Source organism: Dysosmobacter acutus, from assembly GCF_018919205.1.
In the GTDB taxonomy this organism is placed as follows: Bacteria; Bacillota; Clostridia; order Oscillospirales; family Oscillospiraceae; genus Oscillibacter; species Oscillibacter acutus.
Map to the genome: position 1 here is coordinate 1,180,744 of NZ_JAHLQN010000001.1, position 20,590 is coordinate 1,201,333.

A 20,590-nucleotide genomic window follows, 5' to 3' on the forward strand; every position below is an offset into this window, starting at 1 on the left:
CACCTCAGCGTAATCTTATAATGCAGGCAAACGACTATGAATGCTTTAATTCGACATATAGAGGTGTGTTATAACTCATATACGAAAAGGAGGCTCCTTATGCTATCCTTGTAGAATGCGGCGTGCAGCAGCATATACAGCTTCCTTACAGCAAGTCGTGTACTACGGGCTTTGCACATGAATTTATTCAGCATATTGGCAAGAACTTAGATACACACCCCGCATATTTGTTCGGTTGGAGAAACTCCATATTACATCAAGTTGCCTTTGCAGGTTATGATACCTGCGAAGGCAACTTGTGTTTTATACCCCAGAAAAGTCAACAGATCCGCTGCCGGTCTCCGCCGCCAATACTCATGGCGTCCAAAAATTTATGATAGAAAGGAAATTGCTATGAGTACGGAAATGAGTAAATACGTTTTGATGCTGTTGGAGAGTTATAACGAGAGAGCGCGCAAAATCGCGGTACTTCGGTATAATCTGGAGCACCCGGCCAAAGTAAGCAGGTCAGAACAGATCGAAGCCATGAACTTCGGACATGGCGATGGTCTTGACCATAGTGCGGGACATATTTCCAATAAGACCCTCTACATTGCACTCAATTACGAAGAACAGGCGGAACGCATGAATGCAGAGTCAGCACACGAAATTGCAAAGGAACTGTTTGCCTTGGAATGTGAGCAGAGACGCCTGACATATTTTATTGGCCTATTGGATAAGCGGCAGGCTGAGGTGATTCGTCTGGTGTTTGTGGACGGAATTCCCACGAAGGAAGTTGCTGCCAGCTTTGGCTTGACCTACCGCACCATCGACCGGATCAAGCGTACTGCCATCGAAAATCTTGCGGAGATGTATGCCTATTCCGATCAGTTTCGCGTCTGATTTTTTGAAAATGTCCTAAAAATGTCTAAGCCGATGTACTTGAAGTGTCATATGGCGCTGTGGTATGATTAGGATGACAAAAAGGAGATGCCCCCAGTGAATGGAGGCATCTCCTTTTGTAATTTGTACGGAATAGACCACGCATAAAAGTGCGATCCGGGTCTGGAATAATTTTGCTTCTGGTTGGGGAAAATGGCTGTATCAGGGAGGTGCAGATGATGGACGGTGGAGAGAACTTTGACGTCAGAAAAGCGGACAGAGCAGCGCTTTGTGATATTCGCAATGTTGTGATCGATACCACGCTGCCATGCAAGGAACGCATCAAAAGCTATATCGACCAGATCGGCAACCCGTATTGCTATGTAGATGACGGCGTTGTGGTTGCGATCGGATATGCGGATACGCAGGTCAGCCTGCAAGACCGATTAAAGTCCTATGTGAGCAGTTTGGGTTAAGGGACAGGAAAGTGATGGCAATTCTTCAGATCTGTTGACAAAGAACAGGATTTCCGTCATAATAGCATTGTCAATGAAGAACGGCGGAAACCGCCAAATAGGATAACAGCCAGAAACGACTTTCCTGAAGCTTTTGAAGGAGGTTTGTTTTATGGCTGATTTTTTGTGCCAAAATGAAGGAACGGTATATGAAGCCGTTGCATATTATCGACTTTCCAAATACGCCAAGAGCAATGACAGCGAGAGCATTGCCAATCAGCGTAAGTTAGTTCGGGAGTATTTATCCCGCCACCCTGAGATCCTTCTGGTGGATGAACAAGAGGATGACGGCTTTACCGGAACAAATTATGAGCGGCCCGGTTTTCAGGCAGTTATGCGGGCGATCAGGGAAAAGAGGGCCAACTGCGTCATTGTCAAAGACCTTTCCCGTCTGGGACGCGAGTATATCGAAACGGGCAAGTATTTGGAGCGGGTATTCCCGGCGATGGGCGTAAGATTCATTTCCATCAATGATGACGTTGACAGTGAGCGTGAGCGGGCCGGAGACGATATTATTATCCCGGTCAAGAATATCATGAACGAGGCGTATTGCCGTGAACTGTCCCGTAAGCTGCGCAGACAATTTGAGGTACAGCGGAGCAGGGGAGAATATGTCGGTTCCTTTGTGAGCTATGGGTACTTGAAAGATCCCCGAGACAAACACAAGCTGATCCCCGATGAATATGCTGCGGAAGTGGTTCGGGGGATTTTCCAACTGAAGATCAAGGGGTATAGTGCGCAGACGATCGCGGATCACCTGAATGAAAACGGGGTGCTGTCTCCATCGCAGTACAAAAAGCAGATGGGCAGCCGCTACAAAAGCGGGTTTCAAAATGGGAGCATAAGCGAATGGGGACCGATGACGATCCGTCGGATTTTAACCAATGAGATTTATATGGGGACGCTGATCCAGGGAAAGCGTGGAACACCAAATTATAAAATCAAGCAGATGCGGCTGCGCGATGAAAGCAAGTGGTCTGTGGTCCCCCATAATCATGAGCCGATCGTTGATGAGATGATGTTTGAATTGGTTCAGCGGATGCTGCAGCGTGATACCAGAAAGTCACCCGAGGAGGAAACGGTCCAGCCACTCAGCGGGATCGTGTTCTGCGCGGATTGTATGCGGGCGATGTGCCGTCGCGTGGTGAAAAGAGGAGAGCACGCATTTTACTATTATGTGTGTTCCTCAAATAAGCGGACAAAGGAGTGCAGTAGTCACAGCTTTTCTCAGAGCGCTCTGGAGCGGATCGTGTGCCATGCCATTCAAAAGCAAATTGAAATAGTTGTTGAAATGGACAAGCTGCTTACTGAGACCGAACACGGGAATCTTATGGCGATAAAACTGAAAAGGCTGGACACGATGGTTGCGGAAAAGGAGAGGGAGATCGAAAATTATCAGGATTTTCGTATGAAGCTTCTGGAAGCATTCCATGAGAAACTGATCGATCGTGATGAATATGATGGGATGCGAAAAAAATACACGGGAATGATCGAGAAGACAAAGGCATCGCTTGAAAAAATCATGGAGGAGCGGGCCGGAGTTGCCGATGAGCGTCCCGGAAACCGCACATGGGTCGAACAGTTCGCGCAATATCGAGCGGAAAAATCGTTGACAAGGGAAATGGCGGTTACACTTGTCGATAAGATATATGTCTATGAAGATAAACGGCTCAAAATCGAATTCAACTACCGGGATGAGATCGCATACGATCAGGAGCTTTTGAAGCAGTTGGAACAGGCGGTGGGCTGAGATGGCAAGAAAGAGCAGATATACGGATCCTGTGCAGGCGGATGTGCCGGAGCAGGCAGCCTATCAAGCCGCACAGTACGGCCGCCTTTCGGTGGAAGACGGCGATGATATCGAGCGCAATTCCATTGGAAATCAGAGAAAGATCGCTGCGCATTATGCGATGGGCCGTGATGACATTGTAATTGTGGAGCACTATTTTGATAACGGCTACTCGGGTATGAATTATGACCGGCCGGATTTTCAGCGCATGATGGAGGATGTGGAACGGGGAAAGATCAACTGTATTATCGTGAAGGATATTTCCCGCTTTGGGAGAGAATTTGTGAGCACCAGCGAGTATGTAGAACGCATTTTGCCCAATATGGGTGTCCGCCTGATCTGCATCAATGATGGCTATGACAGCATCAGGGAAGAGGCAGACACCGACCTTCTGATGCTGCCGCTGAAAATGGTGATGAATGACAGTTATGCCAGAGACATCTCACGAAAGATCAGGAGCGGAATTTCGGCAAAAATGAACAGCGGAGAATTCCTGCCGGCCGCAGGCAGTATCCCATACGGCTATTTGAGGAATGTGAAAGAAAACACCTATGATATTGACTCAGAAGCCGCTGATGTTGTGAAACGCATTTTTACCATGCGGGCTGATGGGCGTGCTTTCAACGAAATAGCCCGAACGCTCAATGCGGACGGCGTGCCGAGTCCCGGGAGATTGCGCTATGAGCGCGGACTTACAAAATCCGAAAAGTATCGGGATGCGCTGTGGCTTCCCAAAACAATAAGAAAAATTGCGACCGATAGGGTGTATCTGGGATACCGGATCCACGGAAAAATCAAGCGGGATAAAATCGGACGGAATAAGACGCAAAGGCCGGAGGAAAGTTGGCAGATCATTGAAAATGCACATCCGGCCATTGTGGAACGGGAACTTTTTGAGAAGATTCAGCGCATCAATCAGGAGGAATTGGCAAAAAGAGAGCGCTATGGGGCGTGCAATGAGGTGACAGTGGATCACAGAAGTCTGTTTCGAGGAAAGGTTGTGTGCGGAGAATGCGGGCATCTGCTCACTGCGGCCAAGGGCTGCGCCCGACCCGGAGCAAAAAGCGGGAGCAGAGTGTTTTTTGATTGCAGTACCTATAAGAAGTCAAATCATACCCAATGCAGCAGTCACTATATCCGACAGGAGACCCTGTTTCATGCGATTCAGCATACCCTCGATCAGCAGGTCAGGATCGCTGTTGATTTTGGGAAAATGCTTGCAGATGTACAGAAAATGCCGACAATCAAGGCCGCTAAGAGTGCACAGACAAAAAAGCAGGTGAGTCTGCGCGTCAAACGGCAAAATATCGAAAACAAACTGGAGCAGCTTCTGCACGACCTGACGACCGGATTGATTACCAGGGATGAGTATGAGTATATAAAACGGCGCTACAATGAACAGTATGCGCAGATTCAGTCAGAAGAAATTGCACTTCGGGAAACTATGAAGGTAGCGGAAATGCAGCTTCGTAGTGCGGAGCAGTGGCTTGCGGAGGTGAAACGCTATCAGAAGATCCCTGTGATCGACCGCCCTATGATCGATCTGTTGATTCGAGAAATCAAGGTTTTTCAGGACAGGAGCGTGAAGATCGAACTGAATTATGCAGATCCGTGCCAGCCTCTATACGCTTATATGGACCTGTATACGGAGGAACGCCATGCCGTTTGAGATGCAAAAGGATATCATGTACTTCAGATTATCTGAGGAAGATGAGGAGGATAAGCGCGAGAGCAACAGTATTTCGTCACAAAGAGCCTGTGTGGAGCAATACCTGCACGATAGGCCGGAGTTAGGCAGCAACTTCGAAGAAATCGTAGATGACGGCTACTCCGGAACGAGCCTTGACCGTCCCGGGATGAGGCGTTTGCTGGCGATGATAAAAAGAAACCAGGTAAGAACGGTCATCGTTCGCGACCTATCACGTTTTGCAAGAAACTATCTGGAAGCCGGCTATTATCTTGAGATCGAGTTTCCGTCCAGAGGAGTACGCTTCATTTCTGTTAACGACGGCTTCGACAGCGAGGAACTGGGGGAAGACACCGGCGGACTCGATCTTGCGATCCGCAACCTTGTCAACCAAATGTACAGCCATGATATTTCCCGCAAGATCAAAAGCGTTGTGGACATGAAGAAATACAACGGCGAATATGCGTTTGGGGCGGTTCCCTATGGCTATAAAAAGGGGGAGCGGCATAATACCATTGTGATAGATGAGCCGGCGGCTGAGATCGTTCGCCATATCTTTTCGCTGGCGACTTCGGGAAAGTCTGTTTCGCAAATTGCGTTGACCTTGAATGAGGATCATGTGCAGACACCTTCCGTCTATCTGGCGGATGTGCGGGGGAGATACAAGACAAGAGCCTTTTGGACCTATGACTCGGTACGGAATATTCTCGGAAATCGCATTTACACCGGCGATACGGAGGTGTTCAAATCCCATGTGATGAGAGTAGGGAGCAAGAGAGTTCGCGTGATCCCGGAAGAGCTGCGGCAGGTCATTCCGGAAACGCATGATGCCATCATTTCCCGCTCGGACTACTATTTGGCGCATAAGGTGATCAAAGGCGTGGCGCCGAGAAAGCCGACAAATGGCAGGAGAAATCCGCTGTCTTCCTATCTGGTGTGCGGCTGCTGCGGAAACCGGCTGGCAAAAGGGAAAGAGGCCAACAAAACATGGCTTTGTTCCTCTGCAAGGTATACGAGAGATACCTCCTGCGAACAGGTGCGCATGGATGACCGGAAATTGCAGGAAGTCCTGCTGCGAGCCATTCGGACGCAATGCGAATTGTTTGATGCCAAAGTAAAAAGATTAGATGAACAGAAACGAAAGGCCGGAAAGGACAAAGTGTTTTTTCTGCAGGAAATCGAACGCTGCCGGAAACTTATGGAACAGGTGGAACGTGAAAAGCTGAAGCTGTACGAACAGTATGCTGAAGGGGAATTGTCGAAAGAGATGTTTCTGTCGCAAAAAGAGGAAGTGAGCCTGAATCAAAATGACATTGCGCTACAGATCAGCCTTTTGCAGACGCGGCTGGAGGAACTGAAAAGCCTTGACGGCGCTGCGCAAAATGAAATACACTTGCTTAGAGAGCAGACGCAATATCGCGGAATAGCGGAGCTTACACCGGCGGTGATGAAGGAACTGATCCGGCAAATCGTGATTTTCCCTGAAAACAGGATGCGGATCGAGTGGAACTTTCGGGATGAGATCGTAGAGCAAAAAAGCACTGAAATTTCAATGCCATCAGAAAGTGCATGAATTTGATCTACTTTGCGTGATTTCGATAATTTTTTGAGAAAGTTTAGTTGTCCCATATTGACATCAACCATGAGCGGCAGCCCGGTCCTTCAGGATGGAAAGATTGTGGGGGCCGTCACCCACGTCCTTTTGAACGATCCCACCCGGGGCTATGGCATCTTTATTCAGAACATGATGCATCAGGCTTACGGGGAATCCGCGGAGGAAGTCTCCTAAATTGCGGTTGTTGTAAAAGATAGACACAATATACTGCATTTTGGGTAGTTTTTGCAAAAAACGTCGAAATATCATGGAAATTGTTTACAATTTTAGGTTGAAAATCCTGTCCGATTATGATAATTTATATACAAGGCCGCATGAAGCTTCATGAATCCGTCGCAAAGCAGAGTCCAATGTCAAATTCAAGGGACTGAAAAATGAATGGAAGAGGACAGGGTTAAATAATGGAGAAAAAGGTTGTGTTGGCAGATGCCAGCGAAGAATACCGCGCATTGATGCAGAGCGCTATTGAAAATTCAGGAGAGTTTTCTGTAGTGGGTTCCGCCGGAGACGGTCTGGAAGCACTCAATTTAATAGAGGAGAAAAAACCGCAGCTTGTTTTAGTGGACGTGGTGCTGCCCGGACTGGATGGGTTCGGGCTGGTGAAGCGGATCAACGCCCTTCCCGAGGCGCCGAAAACGATTTTGGTTTCCGCATTTTTCAATGAGCACACCGTTGCAGAGGCCGCCGAGTTAGGTGTGGCTTATTTTTTGCCGAAGCCCTGTGAGATGGAATCCCTGCTGGACAGAATGCGCGGCGCCTGCGAGGAGCAGGCCATGGAGGAGGGGACCCACGCTCCGGGACTGGAGGACAAGGTGACCGCCATCATCCACGAAATCGGCGTGCCAGCGCACATCAAAGGATATCAGTATCTGCGCGAAGCCATCATGATCGCGGTGGACGATATGGACGTCATCAACGCCGTGACCAAGGTGCTGTATCCTGAGGTGGCAAGACGCTACAGCACTACGCCGTCCCGGGTGGAAAGAGCCATCCGCCACGCAATTGAAGTGGCCTGGGATCGGGGCGATCTGGAGACGCTGCAAAAATTCTTCGGATACACGGTCTCCAACACAAAGGGTAAGCCGACCAACAGTGAATTCATTGCCATGATTGCCGACCGCCTTGTGCTTCAGCGCAAGAGCAGAAAAGCTTAATGAAACGGAGGGCGTTTGCCCTCCGTTTTTTCTTCATCCACCTCTTGTGCAGAACATGTTTTTGTGCTATTCTTTCCCTGCTGAGTAAAGGAAAAAGGAAGGAACTGCGACATGGTATATACGTATCGGCCCAGCGGCGTCTGCTCCCAGCTGATGAAGGTGGAGTTAGAGGATGGAATCATCCGCAACGTGGAGGTTTTGGGCGGCTGCAACGGAAATCTTCAGGGGATCAGCCGTCTGGTCACTGGCATGAGCGCCCGGGAAGCTGTGGATCGGCTCCAGGGGATTCGCTGCGGCTTTAAAAAAACCTCCTGCCCGGATCAGCTGTCCAGGGCGATAGAGCAAGCACTGGAAAAAGAAGGAAAATGATTTCCGCGTAAGCTTTGTATTTGACAAAAAGGTCTCACCCTTTGGGGTGAGACCTTTTGTTTGTTCAATGGGTATGGCTGTTATGGATGGCCTCCATGTCCCGTGAGGTAATCTCAAGGTGGCTGCGCATCTCCTGTACGGCCTGGGCGGCATTCCTGGTCTGAAAGCAGAAGAGGATCCGCTCGTGGGGTTCCACCGCGTTGACGTAGACGTCTTTGTTGGTAAAGGAGTCACCCCGATAAACCCGAAAACACTCCAGCAGCTGCTTGTTGATGTTGATGAGCAGCTGGTTGCGGGTAAAACTGATGATCTTGGTGTGGAACAGCTCATCCAACATAATCAACCGCACCAAGTCCTTGGATTCGTTGGCCTCCAGAAAGGACTGGTGGATTTCCTCCAGCTCATGGACCTGCTTGGCAGAGGCCCGCTCCACGCTCAGACGGACGGACAATGTCTCGATGGCCATGCGCACTTCCATGAAGTCGTAAAACTTGGCGTCCTCCACATCGTACCAATTGTCCGTGTGGGTAACGGCGCTGTAGTTGGCCACAAAAGCGCCCTTGCCCGGCTTTAAGTCCACATAGCCCAGGGCCTGGAGCACCCGGACGGCCTCCCGGACGCTGGTGCGGCTGACCTTCAGCATGTCGCACAGGCTGGTTTCGGTGGGCAGCTTTTCCCCGATGGGATATTCGCCGGATTCGATCATCTCCTTGATGCTGTCAACAACCGCATCCGTAATGGAGATTCTGTGAATTTCTTTCATGGGAAGCCTCCTTTGCAGGACATCAGACAAACTGGTCTCAAAAACTCTTGTATTAAAATAACATAATGTACAAAATAAGTAAATGTTTTTTAGAATGTTTAGCAAACTGATATAAAAGAGAAGATAAAAATAGTGAGTTTTGCCCAAAGAAAAGGCATGCTGTGCCCGCTGAACACAGAAAAAGGGGCCGAAAGCCGTTCTTCTGTGCAAAAGATGATCGAAATGCAGAATTCTTAAAATTGGTATTTACGGGCAGGCAAACATCTGTTACAATGTATGATATCATACGATATAAAGGCGTCCTGAAACGCGTGGACAGGAACGCAGGACCAGAGTTGTGGAGGTGTCCCATGAAGGAGATTCGCAGAATATCGATCACCGACGAGGTGGTTGGCCATATGAAAGAGATGATTACCTCCGGCCAGTGCCAGGTGGGGGAGAAGCTGCCCACTGAGGCCAAGCTGTGCGAGCTGTTTCAGGTCAGCCGCACCAGCGTCCGGGAGGCCATCCGGGTGCTCCAGGCCTTGGGCTATGTGGACTTAAAGCCGGGCAAGGGCGCTTTTGTGGCCAACAGCGAAGAGCGGACCTCCGACGTCAAATCCTGGTACGATGTGGAGGACGCCAAATTTTACGACTTCATGGAAGTGCGCATGGCCATCGAGACATTGGCGGTGCGGCTGAGCGTGGAGCGGGCCTCTGTCAAGCAGGTTCGGGAGCTGGCCCAGGTGGAGGAGTCTTTTGCCGGGGCGGTGAGAAGCCAGGACCTGGTGCGCATGATTATGTTGGATGAGCTGTTCCACACCAAGATCATCGGTTTTACCCGCAACCAGCTGCTTATCAACATCAACAAGCAGCTGCTGGAGTCTTTCCGGATCTACCGGGGGGATTCCTTTACCAACAAAGACGTCTACGTCAACGCGGTGGAGCCCCACGAGCGGATCCTCTTCTGCTTCCAGACCAGGAACGCCGCCCAGGCGGTGGAGGAGATGCAAAAGCACCTTGAGATCACCTCCATGGATATGGAGCTTATCCATGAGAAGGAACAGAAGCCGGTGGTCAACCTGTGATTTTGTCCAAAAATTTTTTGCGTTTTTGGAAGATCAAACGGATTTGGCCAAAAGGGCCTGGATACACCCGTTTTTTGGCAGAAAAGTATTGACGGCGAACCGGATTGGGTGTATAAACGAATCAGACAGTCACACATCATACAATCCGACTGTAATTGTATGATGACGGTTGGCCTTGAAGGAGGAAAAGAAACGTGGTTAAAAAATTTGAGGGCTGCATCCCTCCCATTGTCACTCCTTTTGACGAGAACGGAGAGATCAACGAGAGCATTCTGCGCCGCGAGATGGAATACTGCATGAAAGCGGGCTCCCACGGCCTGAGCGTTGGCGGAAGCACCGGCGAGGGTCCCACGCTGCGGGACGAGGAGCTGGAGCGGATGCTGAAGATCGGCCGGGAGTATGTGGGTCCGGATCAGACGCTGGTCTGCGGCGTCATGCGGATGTGCACAAGGGACGCCGTGCGCACGGGATTGATTGCGAAAGCCGCCGGAGCCGACGCCATCATGGTGACTCCCACCGCCTACAATGTGCTGGTTCCCAACGCGGAGGGCATGTTTGACTTCTACAGCACCATTTCCAAAGAGGTGCAGCTGCCCATCATCATCTACAATGTCATCCCTCAGAATACCATTTATCCGGACCTGTTCCACCGCCTGCTCAATGAGACGGACTACGTCATGGGCATCAAGCAGAGCGTGGGCGGCATCGCCGCGCTGTATGCCGATCTGATGGAGGTTGGCACCCATGGCCGGGTGTACGCCGCCACCGACGATATGATTTACTCCTGCTTCAACTTTGGCGCCGCCGGCGCCATCAGCGCCATTCTGGCCGTGTTCCCCAAAGAGTGCGTGGAGATGTGGGAATGCGCGCAAAACGGCGACCATGCCAAGGGCCTGGCCATTCAGGCGTCCCTCTATAAGAAGTGGCAGGTGTTGGGCGGCAATCAGTTCCCCATCCGCTTGAAGTATGCCCTGAAGGTGCTGGGCCGCGACTGCGGGTACTGCCGAAGCCCCATTACATACCTGCCCGAGGAAGAGAAAAAGGCCATCCGCGAGGCCTTTGAAAACTGAGATCAATATTAAATTTGGAGGATAGATTACATGAACAAGTTTGTAGCAAAGTATGGGCAGATTCTGCTGCCGCTGATCACGCCGTATGACGCCAACGAGGATGTGGATTACGGCAAGTACGCGGAGCTGATCGAGTACCTGATCGAGAAGGACCTGTGCGACTCCCTGATCGTCACCGGCACCACTGGCGAGGCAAGCCTTTTGACCTTTGACGAGCGCGTGAAGCTGATGGAGACCGCGGTGAAGGCCGCCGCAGGCCGCAAGCCTGTGATCGCCGGCACCGGCTGCGCCTCCACCAAGGAGACGGTTGCTCTGACCAACAAGGCGGTGGAGCTTGGCATCGAGACCTGCCTGGTGGTGTGCCCGTTCTACAACAAGCCCACCCAGGAGGGCCTCTACAACCACTTCAAGACCCTGGCTGAGAGCACCAAGGCTAACATCATGCTCTACAACATCCCCATCTTTGTGGGCGTGAACCTGGAGGCGGAGACGGTGCGGCGCCTGGCGTCCATCCCCAACATCATCGGCATCAAGGACGAGGCGGGAATCAACCCCACTCAGGTGACGGATTTCTTCTTGGCCACGGCGGATGTGGACCCCGACTTTGCCATCTACAACGGCGACGACGTGATGCTGCTGCCCACCATCGTGCAGGGCGCCATGGGCCTGGTGTCCGGCGGAGCCCACATCTTCGGCCATGAGATCCGCGCCATCTTCAAGGCCTTTGCGGAAGGCGACAACGAGAAGGCCAAGGAGCTGTTTGTGCCCATCTACCGGTTCTGCAAGTCCACCGGCCAGAACGGCCGCATCCTGCCCAACTCCATCCTGCGTCCGGCCATCGAGGCTGTGACCGGCATCAAGCTTGGGCCCGCGCGCAGCCCGCTGGCTCCCGCCACCGAAGAGGAGATGAAGGTCACCCTTGGCATCCTCAAGGAGATCGGCAAGCTCAACTAAGATTCAATCCAACATGTTTCCTCATTGCGGCCGGCGGCCTTTACCGCCGGTCGCGTATTTTATATACAAAAAGCATTTTACAGCGTTGACGGCCTGTAGTATACTGAGGAAAAAGAGAGGAGTGCAGCAAAGATGGACAAGACCATTCTCATCCGCAACGCTCTGGCAATTGTGACCTGCGACGCGGAGGACCATGTATATGACCATGGAGATCTGCTGGTGCGGGGGCCGCAGATTGTGAAGATCGGCCGGAATATAGAAGACCCCTGTGACGAGGTCATCGACGCCACGGACTGCTTTGTCTACCCGGGCCTCATCAACACCCACCACCATTTCTTCCAGACCTTTGTCCGGAACCTGAGGACCATCGACTACCCCAATATGACGGTGCCCGACTGGATCGATCAGATCTACCGGATATTCCAGGTCATTGACGACGAGGTGATCTACTACTCCTCCCTGACCGCCATGGCGGATCTGGTGAAGCACGGCTGCACCTGCGCCTTTGACCATCAATACTGCTACACAAAGGCCACGGGAAACCGGCCTGTGGACCGCCAGATGGAGGCGGCGAAGCTCCTTGGCATCCGCTACCACGCGGGCCGGGGTACTGACACGCTGCCCCGGGACAAGGGCGGCTCCATCCCCGAACGTATGCTGGAGACCACGGACGAGTTTCTGGAGGACTGCGACCGGCTGGCCAGGCTTTACCACGACCCCAACCCCTTCTCCATGTCCCAGATCGTCATGGCCCCCTGCCAGCCCATCAACTGCTACCAGGAGACCTTTTCTGAAACCGTGGACTTTGCCCGCAAGCGGGGACTCCGGATGCACACCCACCTGGGCGAGGGGGAAAATGAGATCATGGTGGAGCGCTACGGAAAGCGCACGCTGGACTGGTGCAGGGACATCGGGTTCGTGGGCGAAGACGTATGGCTGGCCCATGCCTGGGAGCTGACGGAGGAGGAATATGCCTATCTGGGCTCCGCCGGAATGGCCATCTCCCACTGTCCCACGCCCGCCGTCCTGGGTGGCTTCCCCATTCTGCCCCTGCAAAAATTGCAGGAGTTAGGTGTCTGCGTCAGCCTGGGCTGCGACGGCAGCGCCACCAACGACGGCTCCAGCCTCTTGGACGCCATGCGCATAGCTTGGATGATGCAGGCCTTCCACAGCAAGGAGCGCCGCGGCTGCGTTACCCCCTATGAGATGCTGAAGATCGCCACGGTCAACGGCGCTAAGACACTGGGCCGCAGCGATCTGGGCTCTTTGGAGGAGGGAAAGGCGGCGGATTTGTTCCTGATCGACGCGGGCACGCTGGAGCTGACCGGTACACTCCACGATCCTAAGAACCTGCTGCCCCGCGCGGGGGTCACCGGCTACACCAAGCTGACCATGGTCAACGGCCGGGCGGTCTGGAAAGACGGAACGCTCACCGGCGTGGACGAGCGGGCCCTGGCCCGGGAGGGGGAGGCGGCCTGCAACAGGGTGCTCCGGGAGCCCTGTCCGGCCTTTCACAATCTCAACAGATAAACTCGTGAAAAAAATGACAGAGATATTGCAATTGTAATTTTTCTGTCATTCTTTCTGAAAAACAGCAATCTGCACGAAAATTCCCCCTGATTTTCTCACAAAAGTGAGAATAATTCGCTTGCTAATCTGCAAATACATTGATATAATGAATTTGTTCCTGCAAAATAGAAAAAAACAGCGGATTTTGCAAGATGATTTTCAATCGGAATGCGGCCTATAGAAAAATTTTTATTACAATTTTAAATTGTAGGGGGAACGATTTATGAGCAAGTTTAAGGTATACTATACCAACCATTTGAGCCGTGTGGCAACGGATATCTTTGAGAGCAATGACTTTGAGGTGAAAACCGCCTCCGAGATCAGCGAAGAGGTCTACGTGCGGGAGCTGGAGGAGTTCCAGCCCGACGTGATCATGTGCCGTACGGAGCCCGTCACCAAGGCGATGATGGACACTTGCCGCAACCTCAAGGGCATCGGCAAGCAGGGCGCCGGCCTGGATAACATCGACATGGACTATGCCACCGAGAAGAAGATTCAGGTGGTGTTCTTCCCCGCAGGCAACGCCAACGCTGTGGCAGAGCACGCCATCATGCTGATGCTGATGACCGCACGCCGCTTCAACTACGTGGACCGCGAGTTCCACAAGGGCAACTTCTGGGTCCGCATGGGTCTGGAGAACACCTTTGAGATTCAGGGCAAGACCCTGGGCCTGATCGGCTGCGGCCGCATCTCCCGCCTGGTGGCCACCAAGGCCATCGGCATGGGCATGAAGGTCATCGGCTACGATCCCTATATCACCCAGGAGCAGCTGGGCGATCTGGCCATTGAGCTGAAGGACAGCGCTGAGGAGATCTATAAAAATGGCGATTTCATCAGCGTGCACCTGCCTCTAATGCCCGCCACCGAGCGGACCATCGGCATGGAGCAGTTCAAGCTGATGAAACGGCGCGCCATCTTCATCAACGTGGCCCGCGGCGGCCTGATCAAGGAAGAGGAGCTGGTGAAGGCCCTGCAGGACGGCACGCTGTATGCCGCCGGTCTGGACGTCTACGAGCCCGAGCCCCTGTGCGAGTCCAGCATGCCGCTGCTGACCCTGGAGAACGTGGTTCTGACCCCCCACACCGCGGCCACCACTGAGGAGTCCGTCATCAACTGCTGCACCAACGTGGCAAACGACCTGGTGCGCGTCTGCAACGGCGAAAAGCCCACCTGCCCCGCCAACAAGATCTGATTCTCCCGTACATAGGGAGCCGGAGGAAACTCCGGCTCCTTTTTTGTTGACTTTACCCGGAACGGCCGATATAGTGGGAGGAGACAAAGGAGGCGCAGAGTATGAAACTTGTGGTATTGGACGGTTATACGGAGAACCCGGGCGATCTGAGCTGGGGGGACTTAGAGCGGCTGGGCGACCTGACGGTCTATGACCGCACCTCCCTGACGGATGAGGAGGAAACGGTCAGCCGCATCGGCGGCGCGGAGATTGTGCTGACCAATAAGACCCCCATCACCAGGCGGATTTTGGACCGATGCCCCGGGATCGGGATGATCGGCGTGCTGGCCACGGGCTACAATGTGGTGGATTGCGCCTACGCGGCGCAGAAGGGTATCCCGGTCTCCAACGTGCCCGCTTACGGCACCGCCGCTGTGGGGCAGTTTGCCATTGCGCTGCTGCTGGAGATCTGCCATCACATCGGGGCCCACAGCGACTCCGTCCACGCCGGCGGGTGGAGCCGCAGCGCCGACTGGTGCTACTGGGACTATCCGCTCATCGAGCTGGAGGGGAAGACCATGGGCATCATCGGCTTTGGCCGCATCGGCCGCCGCACGGGCCGGATCGCAAAGGCCCTGGGCATGAAGGTGCTGGCCGCCGGCTCCCGCCCCACGGAGGAGGGGGCCGGGATCGCGGAGTACGTGGAGCTGGAGGAGCTGCTTCGGCGTTCCGACGTGATCTCCCTCCACTGTCCGCTGTTCCCGGAGACAGAAGGGCTCATCAACCGGGAGAGCATTGGGAAAATGAAGGACGGCGTGATTTTGCTGAATAACAGCCGCGGCCAGCTGGTGGTGGAACAGGACCTGGCGGACGCGCTCAATTCCGGAAAGGTGGCGGCCGCCGGGCTGGATGTGGCGTCCACGGAGCCAATCCGCGACGACAACCCCCTGCTCAGCGCAAGAAACTGCATCATCACGCCTCACATCTCCTGGGCGCCGAAGGAGAGCCGCCAGCGGATCATGGACTGCGCGGTGGAGACGGTGAAGGCGTATCTTGCGGGCCGGCCAATCAACGTGGTCAACGGGGTGTAAGTTTAATTTTGAAGTGAAAGAATCAGATTGGGGCAAGTGAGATGAAGGTGAGGAAGCATACCCTGTGGAGAGTGCCTGCGTACTGCGCGGCGGCAGGGGTGGTCTCCCGCCAGCTGATCATCCGCTGGCTTGGGCGGCTTGCGGTTGTGACGCTGCCCGACGGAGTCGTCTCCATCGATCTGACACGGCAGCTCATTGTCTATGGGATCGTTTTCCTTGCCGCTCTATCTGTGGGGGCGATGATTCTCCGCTCCATGACGCGAAAGGAGATCGCCCTCTCCGCCACGATCATTGTCGCGTTTCAACTGGCCCTTGCGGCATTTGAGCTTGCGGCGGGCGGCATGACGGAATCGCTGGGCACCGCCCTCTGGTACCTATCCCAGAGTTCTGAGTGGAGCCATTTTCTCTCGCAGCTGCTTTTCAAGGCAGGGGGTATGGATTTTTTGTGGGCCGGCGTGTTTTTAGACGGACTGGCGCCGTATCTTTTTATCCTGTTTGGCCGCAAGGACGGTGGACAGACGGCGGAATAGACGATGGCAGGCAGCTCCGGAGGGGCTGCCTGATTTTTTAAAGCATACTCACGGAGGGGTAAAGGGCGCAACAGCGAACTTGGTTCTTTTCAAATAAAGGGAAAACTGGTATAATAGCCACGGACAGACCGTTTGCAAACGGAAAACCGCGCCGGACGCGGCGCTCAGCCGCCGCGTAAAGATGCGATAGAGGGGGAAGCCTTGTGATTCTTGACCAGAGTCTGAGCCAGACTTATCGGCTCACGCTGACCCAGAAAATGCGACAGTCACTCCAGATTCTTCAGCTCCCGGCCATTTCTCTGCGGGACTTTCTTCAGGAGGCGTCCATGTCCAATCCGGTTTTGGAGGTGGAGGACCCGCCTCTGGGCGAGGAGATGATGGAGTTGCAAAAAGCCGCCGTGGCCCGGGAAGAGCTGCGGGACTTGCCAATTGAGCGCCGGGAGCAGATTATCTGGGAAAACGGAGGCGGCGAGGAGCGGAACTTTTCCAATTTTGCCTCGCAGCCCGAGTCGTTCACCGACTATCTCAACAGCCAGCTGGGCCAGATGACCGGGCTGGACAACGCCATGCAGGCCATGTGCCAGTATCTGGTGGGCTGTCTGAATTCCGCCGGCTATCTGGACTGCCCTTTAAACGAGCTGTCGGAGGATTTGGGCTGCGACCACTTTGAGCTGGAGCAGGCCCTCTATGTGGTGCAGAGCCTGGACCCGCCGGGCGTGGGAGCCAGAAGCCTTTCCGAGTGCCTTCTGCTGCAGCTGGTGCAGGGAGAGCATTTCAACGCGGTGAACATCCATCTGGTGCGGGACGGGCTGCCGCTGCTTGCCAAGAACGACCTGGACGGCCTCTCCAGACTGTTGGGTGTCAGCAAAGCGGACGTCAAGCGGGCGGCGGCCGACATCCGCAGCCTGAACCCCATCCCCTCCAGCGGGTTTTACACCGGTTCCCGGACCGTGTACACCATTCCGGAGGCAACGGTCCGCCGCGGCGCGGAGGGGGGCATAGTCATTGAGATGAACAGCACGGTGCTGCCTCAGGTCTCCATCAGCCGGGAAAACTGTGCGCTGCTGGAGGGCGCCGATTCCAAAGAGGCCCATCTCTATCTGAAGGAGAAGCTGGCGGAAGCCAATACGCTGATCTCCAGCCTGGAGGAGCGGCAGAACACCATGTTCCGGCTCATAGATGTGATCGTCCGGCTTCAGGAGGGGGCTTTCACCCGGGACGAGGATCTGCGGCCCATGACCATGGCCCAGGTGGCGGAGACGCTTGGGGTAAATATTTCCACCGTGAGCCGGGCGGTCAAGGACAAGTACATCCAGGTGGGTAGCCGGATCGTCAGCCTGCGCAGCCTCTTCACCACCTCCCTTCAGTCCGAGGAGGGATCGGGAGTCTCCTCCGCCAGCGCCAAGCTGCAGATCAAAAAGCTCATCGCCGCCGAGCCGCCGGAGAAGCCGCTGTCCGACGAGGTGCTCAGCTCCGCCCTGGCCGGAATGAATATCCACCTGTCCCGCCGCACGGTGGCCAAATACCGTGGAGAGCTTGGGATTCCCCCGGCCTGCCGGCGAAAAAAATGAGGGCTCCGTCCCCGCTGCGCTCAGATGCGCGGCGGGGACAGTATGTTTTCCAATCATCATTTGACAAAGAATTTTGTTCCAAGTACAATAAAAGAGAACATCTTATATGGAATATGGAAAGAAGGAGGACGCGTATGGCATATTTGGGGGAAGAGCTTCCCAAGTTGGGACTTGGCATGATGCGGCTGCCCATGCGCAGCGACGGCAGCGTGGACCTGGAGCAGACGGCACAGATGGCGGACCTGATGATAGAGAACGGATTTACATATTTTGATACCGCCTATGGGTATTTGGACGGACGTTCGGAGGAGGCTGTTAAGACCGTTCTGGTGGACCGCCATCCCCGCGAGAGCTTTCAGCTGGCCACCAAGCTGCCGGCCTGGGCCGGGGCCAAGAGCGCCGAGGAGGCCCGGGAGATGTTCTGGACCTCCCTCAGGCGCACGGGAGCCGGATATTTTGACTTCTATCTGCTGCATAACTTGGGCGGCGGCCGCACACACTATTTTGACGACTATGGGATCTGGGAGTTTCTGGCCCAGCGCAAGGCGGAGGGCCTGATCCGCCATCTGGGCTTTTCCTTCCATGACAAGGCCGACGTGCTGGAGGGACTGCTTGAGCAGCACCCGGAGGCGGAGTTTGTCCAGCTCCAGATCAACTACGCCGACTGGGAGAGCGAGAGCATCCAGTCCCGCAAGTGCTATGAGGTGGCCCGCGCCCATGGCAAGGGCGTGATCATCATGGAGCCTGTGAAGGGTGGGTCCCTGGCGGGGCTGCCGGAGGATGTGACCGGCCCGTTCCGGAGACTGCACTCCGACTGGTCCACCGCCTCATGGGGCATCCGCTTCGCCGCTTCGCTGCCCGGTCTTGTCACCGTGCTCTCCGGTATGTCCACATTGGATCAGGTGCGGGATAACCTCTCGGTCATGAAGGAGTTCAGGCCCTTGAGCGACGAAGAGCAGCAGGCGGTGGCAGAGGTCCGCGCCGCGCTGGATCAGATTCCAAGGGTGCCCTGCACGGAGTGCCGGTACTGCGTCAAGGGCTGCCCCAAGGGTGTGGATATCCCCGGCATTTTCAAGGCAATGAACAATTACCTGGTCTACCAGAACTTGGCGGGGGCCAGAGGGAACTACTCTTTCGCCACCAGGGAAGGCGTCAGAGCCTCGGACTGCATCGGCTGCGGGCAGTGTGAAGCAGCCTGTCCCCAGCACATCCGCATCATCGATGAGCTGCGCCGGGCCGCCGGGTTGTTTGACAACTGAGCGAATCTGCGGCTCCCGCTTTGGCGGGAGCCGTTTCCCTTGCTGAATGCGCCAAAAATTGGCCGCAAATTGGTTCAAAATTTGCCGGAAACATTTACAGTATCCGGGTTTTGTGCTATTGTGACCTCAGGAAGCTTCAATCCGCTGCCTCTGCCCTACTCCACACAATAGGGCGGAGGGAGAACAAAAGGAGGAACAATCAAACCGCTTAGCTTGCGGTGCGGCAGTGTGGAGACCTGCCGTAATGCGGCGCGGCCCGGGGCCGGCCGTGAGGCTGCCGCGCGGAGGCGGGGCAGTCAAAGCTGCGAAGATGGCAGAAGTGATTCTCAAACACATCAAGAAGGTCTACCCCAACACAGAGACCGGAAAAGGGAAAAAGGACAAGGAGAAAAAGAGCGCCCTTGCCGTCACGGAGGAGGGAGTTCTGGCGGTCCAGGACTTCAACCTGGAGGTCAGGGACCGGGAATTCATCGTGCTGGTGGGCCCTTCCGGCTGCGGAAAGTCCACCACGCTGCGGATGATTGCCGGGCTGGAGGAGATCTCCGGCGGTGAACTGTGGATCGACGGCAGGCTGATGAACGACGTGGCGCCCAAGGACCGGGACATCGCCATGGTGTTCCAGAACTATGCCCTCTATCCCCATATGACCGTCTATGAGAATATGGCCTTTTCCCTGAAGCTGAAAAAGGCGCCCCGGGAGGAGATCGACCGGAGGGTGCGCCAGGCGGCGGAGATTTTGGACATCACCCAGTACCTGGGCCGCAAGCCCAAGGCTCTCTCCGGCGGCCAGCGCCAGCGTGTGGCCATCGGCCGCGCCATTGTCCGGGACCCGAAGGTGTTTTTGATGGATGAGCCGCTGAGCAACCTGGACGCCAAGCTGCGCAACCAGATGCGCTCTGAGATCATCAAGCTGAGAAGCCGCATCGACACCACCTTCATCTACGTGACCCACGACCAGACCGAGGCCATGACGCTGGGCGACCGGATCGTCATCATGAAGGACGGACTGGTGCAGCAGATCGGCACGCCGCAGGAGGTCTTTGACCACCCGGCCAACGTGTTCGTGGCGGGCTTTATCGGCATGCCCAGAATGAACTTCTACGATGCGCAGCTGCTGCGCACGGACGGCAGGTATACAGTGGAGATAGAGGGCGTCAGCGTGGAGCTCAGCGGGGAAAAACAGCGGCGGCTGGAACAAAACGGCGTGCAGCCTCAGAGCGTCACCCTTGGCGTGCGGCCGGAGCACATCGCCCTCTTGGGCGAGAACAACGCCATCCACGGCACAGTGGACGTCAGCGAGATGATGGGCAGCGCCGTGCACCTGCACGTCAGCGCCTGCGGCGACGACACCATCATCATCGTGCCCACCATGGATATGGAGGGAAACCAGCGGGAGGCCTTTGCCATCGGCCAGGACGTGGCCTTTTCCTTTGGCGGGAATGTGGCGCATGTGTTCAGCCGGGAAACCGGCGGGAACCTGGAGTTTTGATGAACGCCGCGGGAGATTTCCCACGGTTTGAAAACAGCCCCGGATGGATAGAATCCGGGGCTGTTT

18 protein-coding genes and 1 pseudogene are annotated in these 20,590 nt (G+C 54.7%); 18 read left to right on the plus strand and 1 reads right to left on the minus strand.

Annotated features, from left to right (window positions below; translation table 11 throughout):
• Positions 1-393 precede the first annotated feature (393 nt).
• The 8 genes and pseudogenes from KQI82_RS05725 (at position 394) to KQI82_RS05760 (ending at position 7,990) form a co-directional block, all read left to right on the plus strand.
• Positions 394-882: a sigma factor-like helix-turn-helix DNA-binding protein gene (locus tag KQI82_RS05725; RefSeq protein WP_216631907.1), complete on the plus strand. Its 489-nt coding sequence runs from the start codon at positions 394-396 to the stop codon at positions 880-882.
• A 215-nt stretch (positions 883-1,097) separates the two neighbouring features.
• Complete coding sequence (locus tag KQI82_RS05730; RefSeq protein ID WP_216522324.1) at positions 1,098-1,337, plus strand: DUF6870 family protein; 240 nt, start codon at positions 1,098-1,100, stop codon at positions 1,335-1,337.
• A 151-nt stretch (positions 1,338-1,488) separates the two neighbouring features.
• The gene (locus KQI82_RS05735) at positions 1,489-3,126 is read left to right on the plus strand and encodes a recombinase family protein (RefSeq protein WP_216522310.1); all 1,638 of its coding nucleotides are present in this window, start codon (positions 1,489-1,491) and stop codon (positions 3,124-3,126) included.
• Between the two features lies 1 nt (position 3,127).
• Positions 3,128-4,834, plus strand: coding sequence for a recombinase family protein (locus KQI82_RS05740; protein WP_216631908.1), 1,707 nt, complete (start codon positions 3,128-3,130; stop codon positions 4,832-4,834).
• Complete coding sequence (locus KQI82_RS05745) at positions 4,824-6,425, plus strand: recombinase family protein (protein ID WP_216631909.1); 1,602 nt, start codon at positions 4,824-4,826, stop codon at positions 6,423-6,425. Before KQI82_RS05740 ends, KQI82_RS05745 begins: the two co-directional genes overlap by 11 nt.
• A 69-nt stretch (positions 6,426-6,494) precedes the next feature.
• Positions 6,495-6,641, plus strand: a pseudogene (locus KQI82_RS05750) (SpoIVB peptidase S55 domain-containing protein); the annotation flags it as partial.
• Between the two features lie 227 nt (positions 6,642-6,868).
• The gene (spo0A, locus tag KQI82_RS05755) at positions 6,869-7,621 is read left to right on the plus strand and encodes a sporulation transcription factor Spo0A (RefSeq protein WP_216631910.1); all 753 of its coding nucleotides are present in this window, start codon (positions 6,869-6,871) and stop codon (positions 7,619-7,621) included.
• 111 nt (positions 7,622-7,732) lie between these two features.
• Positions 7,733-7,990 (plus strand): TIGR03905 family TSCPD domain-containing protein, encoded by a 258-nt coding sequence (locus KQI82_RS05760; RefSeq protein WP_216631911.1) that lies wholly within the window; start codon positions 7,733-7,735, stop codon positions 7,988-7,990.
• A 64-nt stretch (positions 7,991-8,054) separates the two neighbouring features.
• Here KQI82_RS05760 and KQI82_RS05765 read toward each other — a convergent pair whose 3' ends face one another.
• Positions 8,055-8,753, minus strand: coding sequence for a FadR/GntR family transcriptional regulator (locus tag KQI82_RS05765; RefSeq protein WP_216631912.1), 699 nt, complete (start codon positions 8,751-8,753; stop codon positions 8,055-8,057).
• Positions 8,754-9,103: 350 nt separating this feature from the next.
• On the opposite strand from KQI82_RS05765, the gene KQI82_RS05770 reads away from it, so the two are divergent.
• The 10 genes from KQI82_RS05770 (at position 9,104) to KQI82_RS05815 (ending at position 20,524) form a co-directional block, all read left to right on the plus strand.
• Positions 9,104-9,820 carry a FadR/GntR family transcriptional regulator gene (locus KQI82_RS05770; RefSeq protein ID WP_216631913.1) on the plus strand — a complete coding sequence of 239 codons (717 nt, stop codon included), beginning with the start codon at positions 9,104-9,106 and terminating at the stop codon, positions 9,818-9,820.
• A gap of 194 nt (positions 9,821-10,014) precedes the next feature.
• On the plus strand, positions 10,015-10,890 hold the full coding sequence (locus tag KQI82_RS05775) for a dihydrodipicolinate synthase family protein (protein WP_216631914.1): 876 nt from the start codon (positions 10,015-10,017) through the stop codon (positions 10,888-10,890).
• A 30-nt stretch (positions 10,891-10,920) separates the two neighbouring features.
• Positions 10,921-11,844, plus strand: a complete 924-nt coding sequence (gene dapA, locus KQI82_RS05780) for a 4-hydroxy-tetrahydrodipicolinate synthase (protein WP_187332231.1) — start codon at positions 10,921-10,923, stop codon at positions 11,842-11,844.
• A 132-nt stretch (positions 11,845-11,976) separates the two neighbouring features.
• Complete coding sequence (locus KQI82_RS05785) at positions 11,977-13,374, plus strand: amidohydrolase (RefSeq protein WP_216631915.1); 1,398 nt, start codon at positions 11,977-11,979, stop codon at positions 13,372-13,374.
• Between the two features lie 262 nt (positions 13,375-13,636).
• Complete coding sequence (locus KQI82_RS05790) at positions 13,637-14,605, plus strand: hydroxyacid dehydrogenase (RefSeq protein WP_216631916.1); 969 nt, start codon at positions 13,637-13,639, stop codon at positions 14,603-14,605.
• Between the two features lie 101 nt (positions 14,606-14,706).
• Positions 14,707-15,675: a D-2-hydroxyacid dehydrogenase gene (locus tag KQI82_RS05795; protein WP_216631917.1), complete on the plus strand. Its 969-nt coding sequence runs from the start codon at positions 14,707-14,709 to the stop codon at positions 15,673-15,675.
• Between the two features lie 47 nt (positions 15,676-15,722).
• On the plus strand, positions 15,723-16,205 hold the full coding sequence (locus tag KQI82_RS05800; RefSeq protein WP_216631918.1) for a hypothetical protein: 483 nt from the start codon (positions 15,723-15,725) through the stop codon (positions 16,203-16,205).
• 203 nt (positions 16,206-16,408) lie between these two features.
• On the plus strand, positions 16,409-17,776 hold the full coding sequence (gene rpoN, locus KQI82_RS05805) for an RNA polymerase factor sigma-54 (protein ID WP_216631919.1): 1,368 nt from the start codon (positions 16,409-16,411) through the stop codon (positions 17,774-17,776).
• 134 nt (positions 17,777-17,910) lie between these two features.
• Positions 17,911-19,035 (plus strand): aldo/keto reductase, encoded by a 1,125-nt coding sequence (locus tag KQI82_RS05810; RefSeq protein ID WP_216631920.1) that lies wholly within the window; start codon positions 17,911-17,913, stop codon positions 19,033-19,035.
• A 310-nt stretch (positions 19,036-19,345) separates the two neighbouring features.
• Complete coding sequence (locus tag KQI82_RS05815; protein ID WP_216631921.1) at positions 19,346-20,524, plus strand: ABC transporter ATP-binding protein; 1,179 nt, start codon at positions 19,346-19,348, stop codon at positions 20,522-20,524.
• Positions 20,525-20,590: the final 66 nt, after the last annotated feature.

Excerpts from the sequence above, each read along its gene's own strand:
- KQI82_RS05725 (WP_216631907.1), top strand. The coding sequence starts at position 394 with ATGAGTACGGAAATGAGTAAATACGTTTTGATGCTGTTGGAGAGTTAT.
- KQI82_RS05730 (WP_216522324.1), top strand. The coding sequence starts at position 1,098 with ATGATGGACGGTGGAGAGAACTTTGACGTCAGAAAAGCGGACAGAGCA.
- KQI82_RS05735 (WP_216522310.1), top strand. The coding sequence starts at position 1,489 with ATGGCTGATTTTTTGTGCCAAAATGAAGGAACGGTATATGAAGCCGTT.
- KQI82_RS05740 (WP_216631908.1), top strand. The coding sequence starts at position 3,128 with ATGGCAAGAAAGAGCAGATATACGGATCCTGTGCAGGCGGATGTGCCG.
- KQI82_RS05745 (WP_216631909.1), top strand. The coding sequence starts at position 4,824 with ATGCCGTTTGAGATGCAAAAGGATATCATGTACTTCAGATTATCTGAG.
- spo0A (WP_216631910.1), top strand. The coding sequence starts at position 6,869 with ATGGAGAAAAAGGTTGTGTTGGCAGATGCCAGCGAAGAATACCGCGCA.
- KQI82_RS05760 (WP_216631911.1), top strand. The coding sequence starts at position 7,733 with ATGGTATATACGTATCGGCCCAGCGGCGTCTGCTCCCAGCTGATGAAG.
- KQI82_RS05765 (WP_216631912.1), bottom strand. The coding sequence starts at position 8,753 with ATGAAAGAAATTCACAGAATCTCCATTACGGATGCGGTTGTTGACAGC.
- KQI82_RS05770 (WP_216631913.1), top strand. The coding sequence starts at position 9,104 with ATGAAGGAGATTCGCAGAATATCGATCACCGACGAGGTGGTTGGCCAT.
- dapA (WP_187332231.1), top strand. The coding sequence starts at position 10,921 with ATGAACAAGTTTGTAGCAAAGTATGGGCAGATTCTGCTGCCGCTGATC.
- KQI82_RS05785 (WP_216631915.1), top strand. The coding sequence starts at position 11,977 with ATGGACAAGACCATTCTCATCCGCAACGCTCTGGCAATTGTGACCTGC.
- KQI82_RS05790 (WP_216631916.1), top strand. The coding sequence starts at position 13,637 with ATGAGCAAGTTTAAGGTATACTATACCAACCATTTGAGCCGTGTGGCA.
- KQI82_RS05795 (WP_216631917.1), top strand. The coding sequence starts at position 14,707 with ATGAAACTTGTGGTATTGGACGGTTATACGGAGAACCCGGGCGATCTG.
- KQI82_RS05810 (WP_216631920.1), top strand. The coding sequence starts at position 17,911 with ATGGCATATTTGGGGGAAGAGCTTCCCAAGTTGGGACTTGGCATGATG.
- KQI82_RS05815 (WP_216631921.1), top strand. The coding sequence starts at position 19,346 with ATGGCAGAAGTGATTCTCAAACACATCAAGAAGGTCTACCCCAACACA.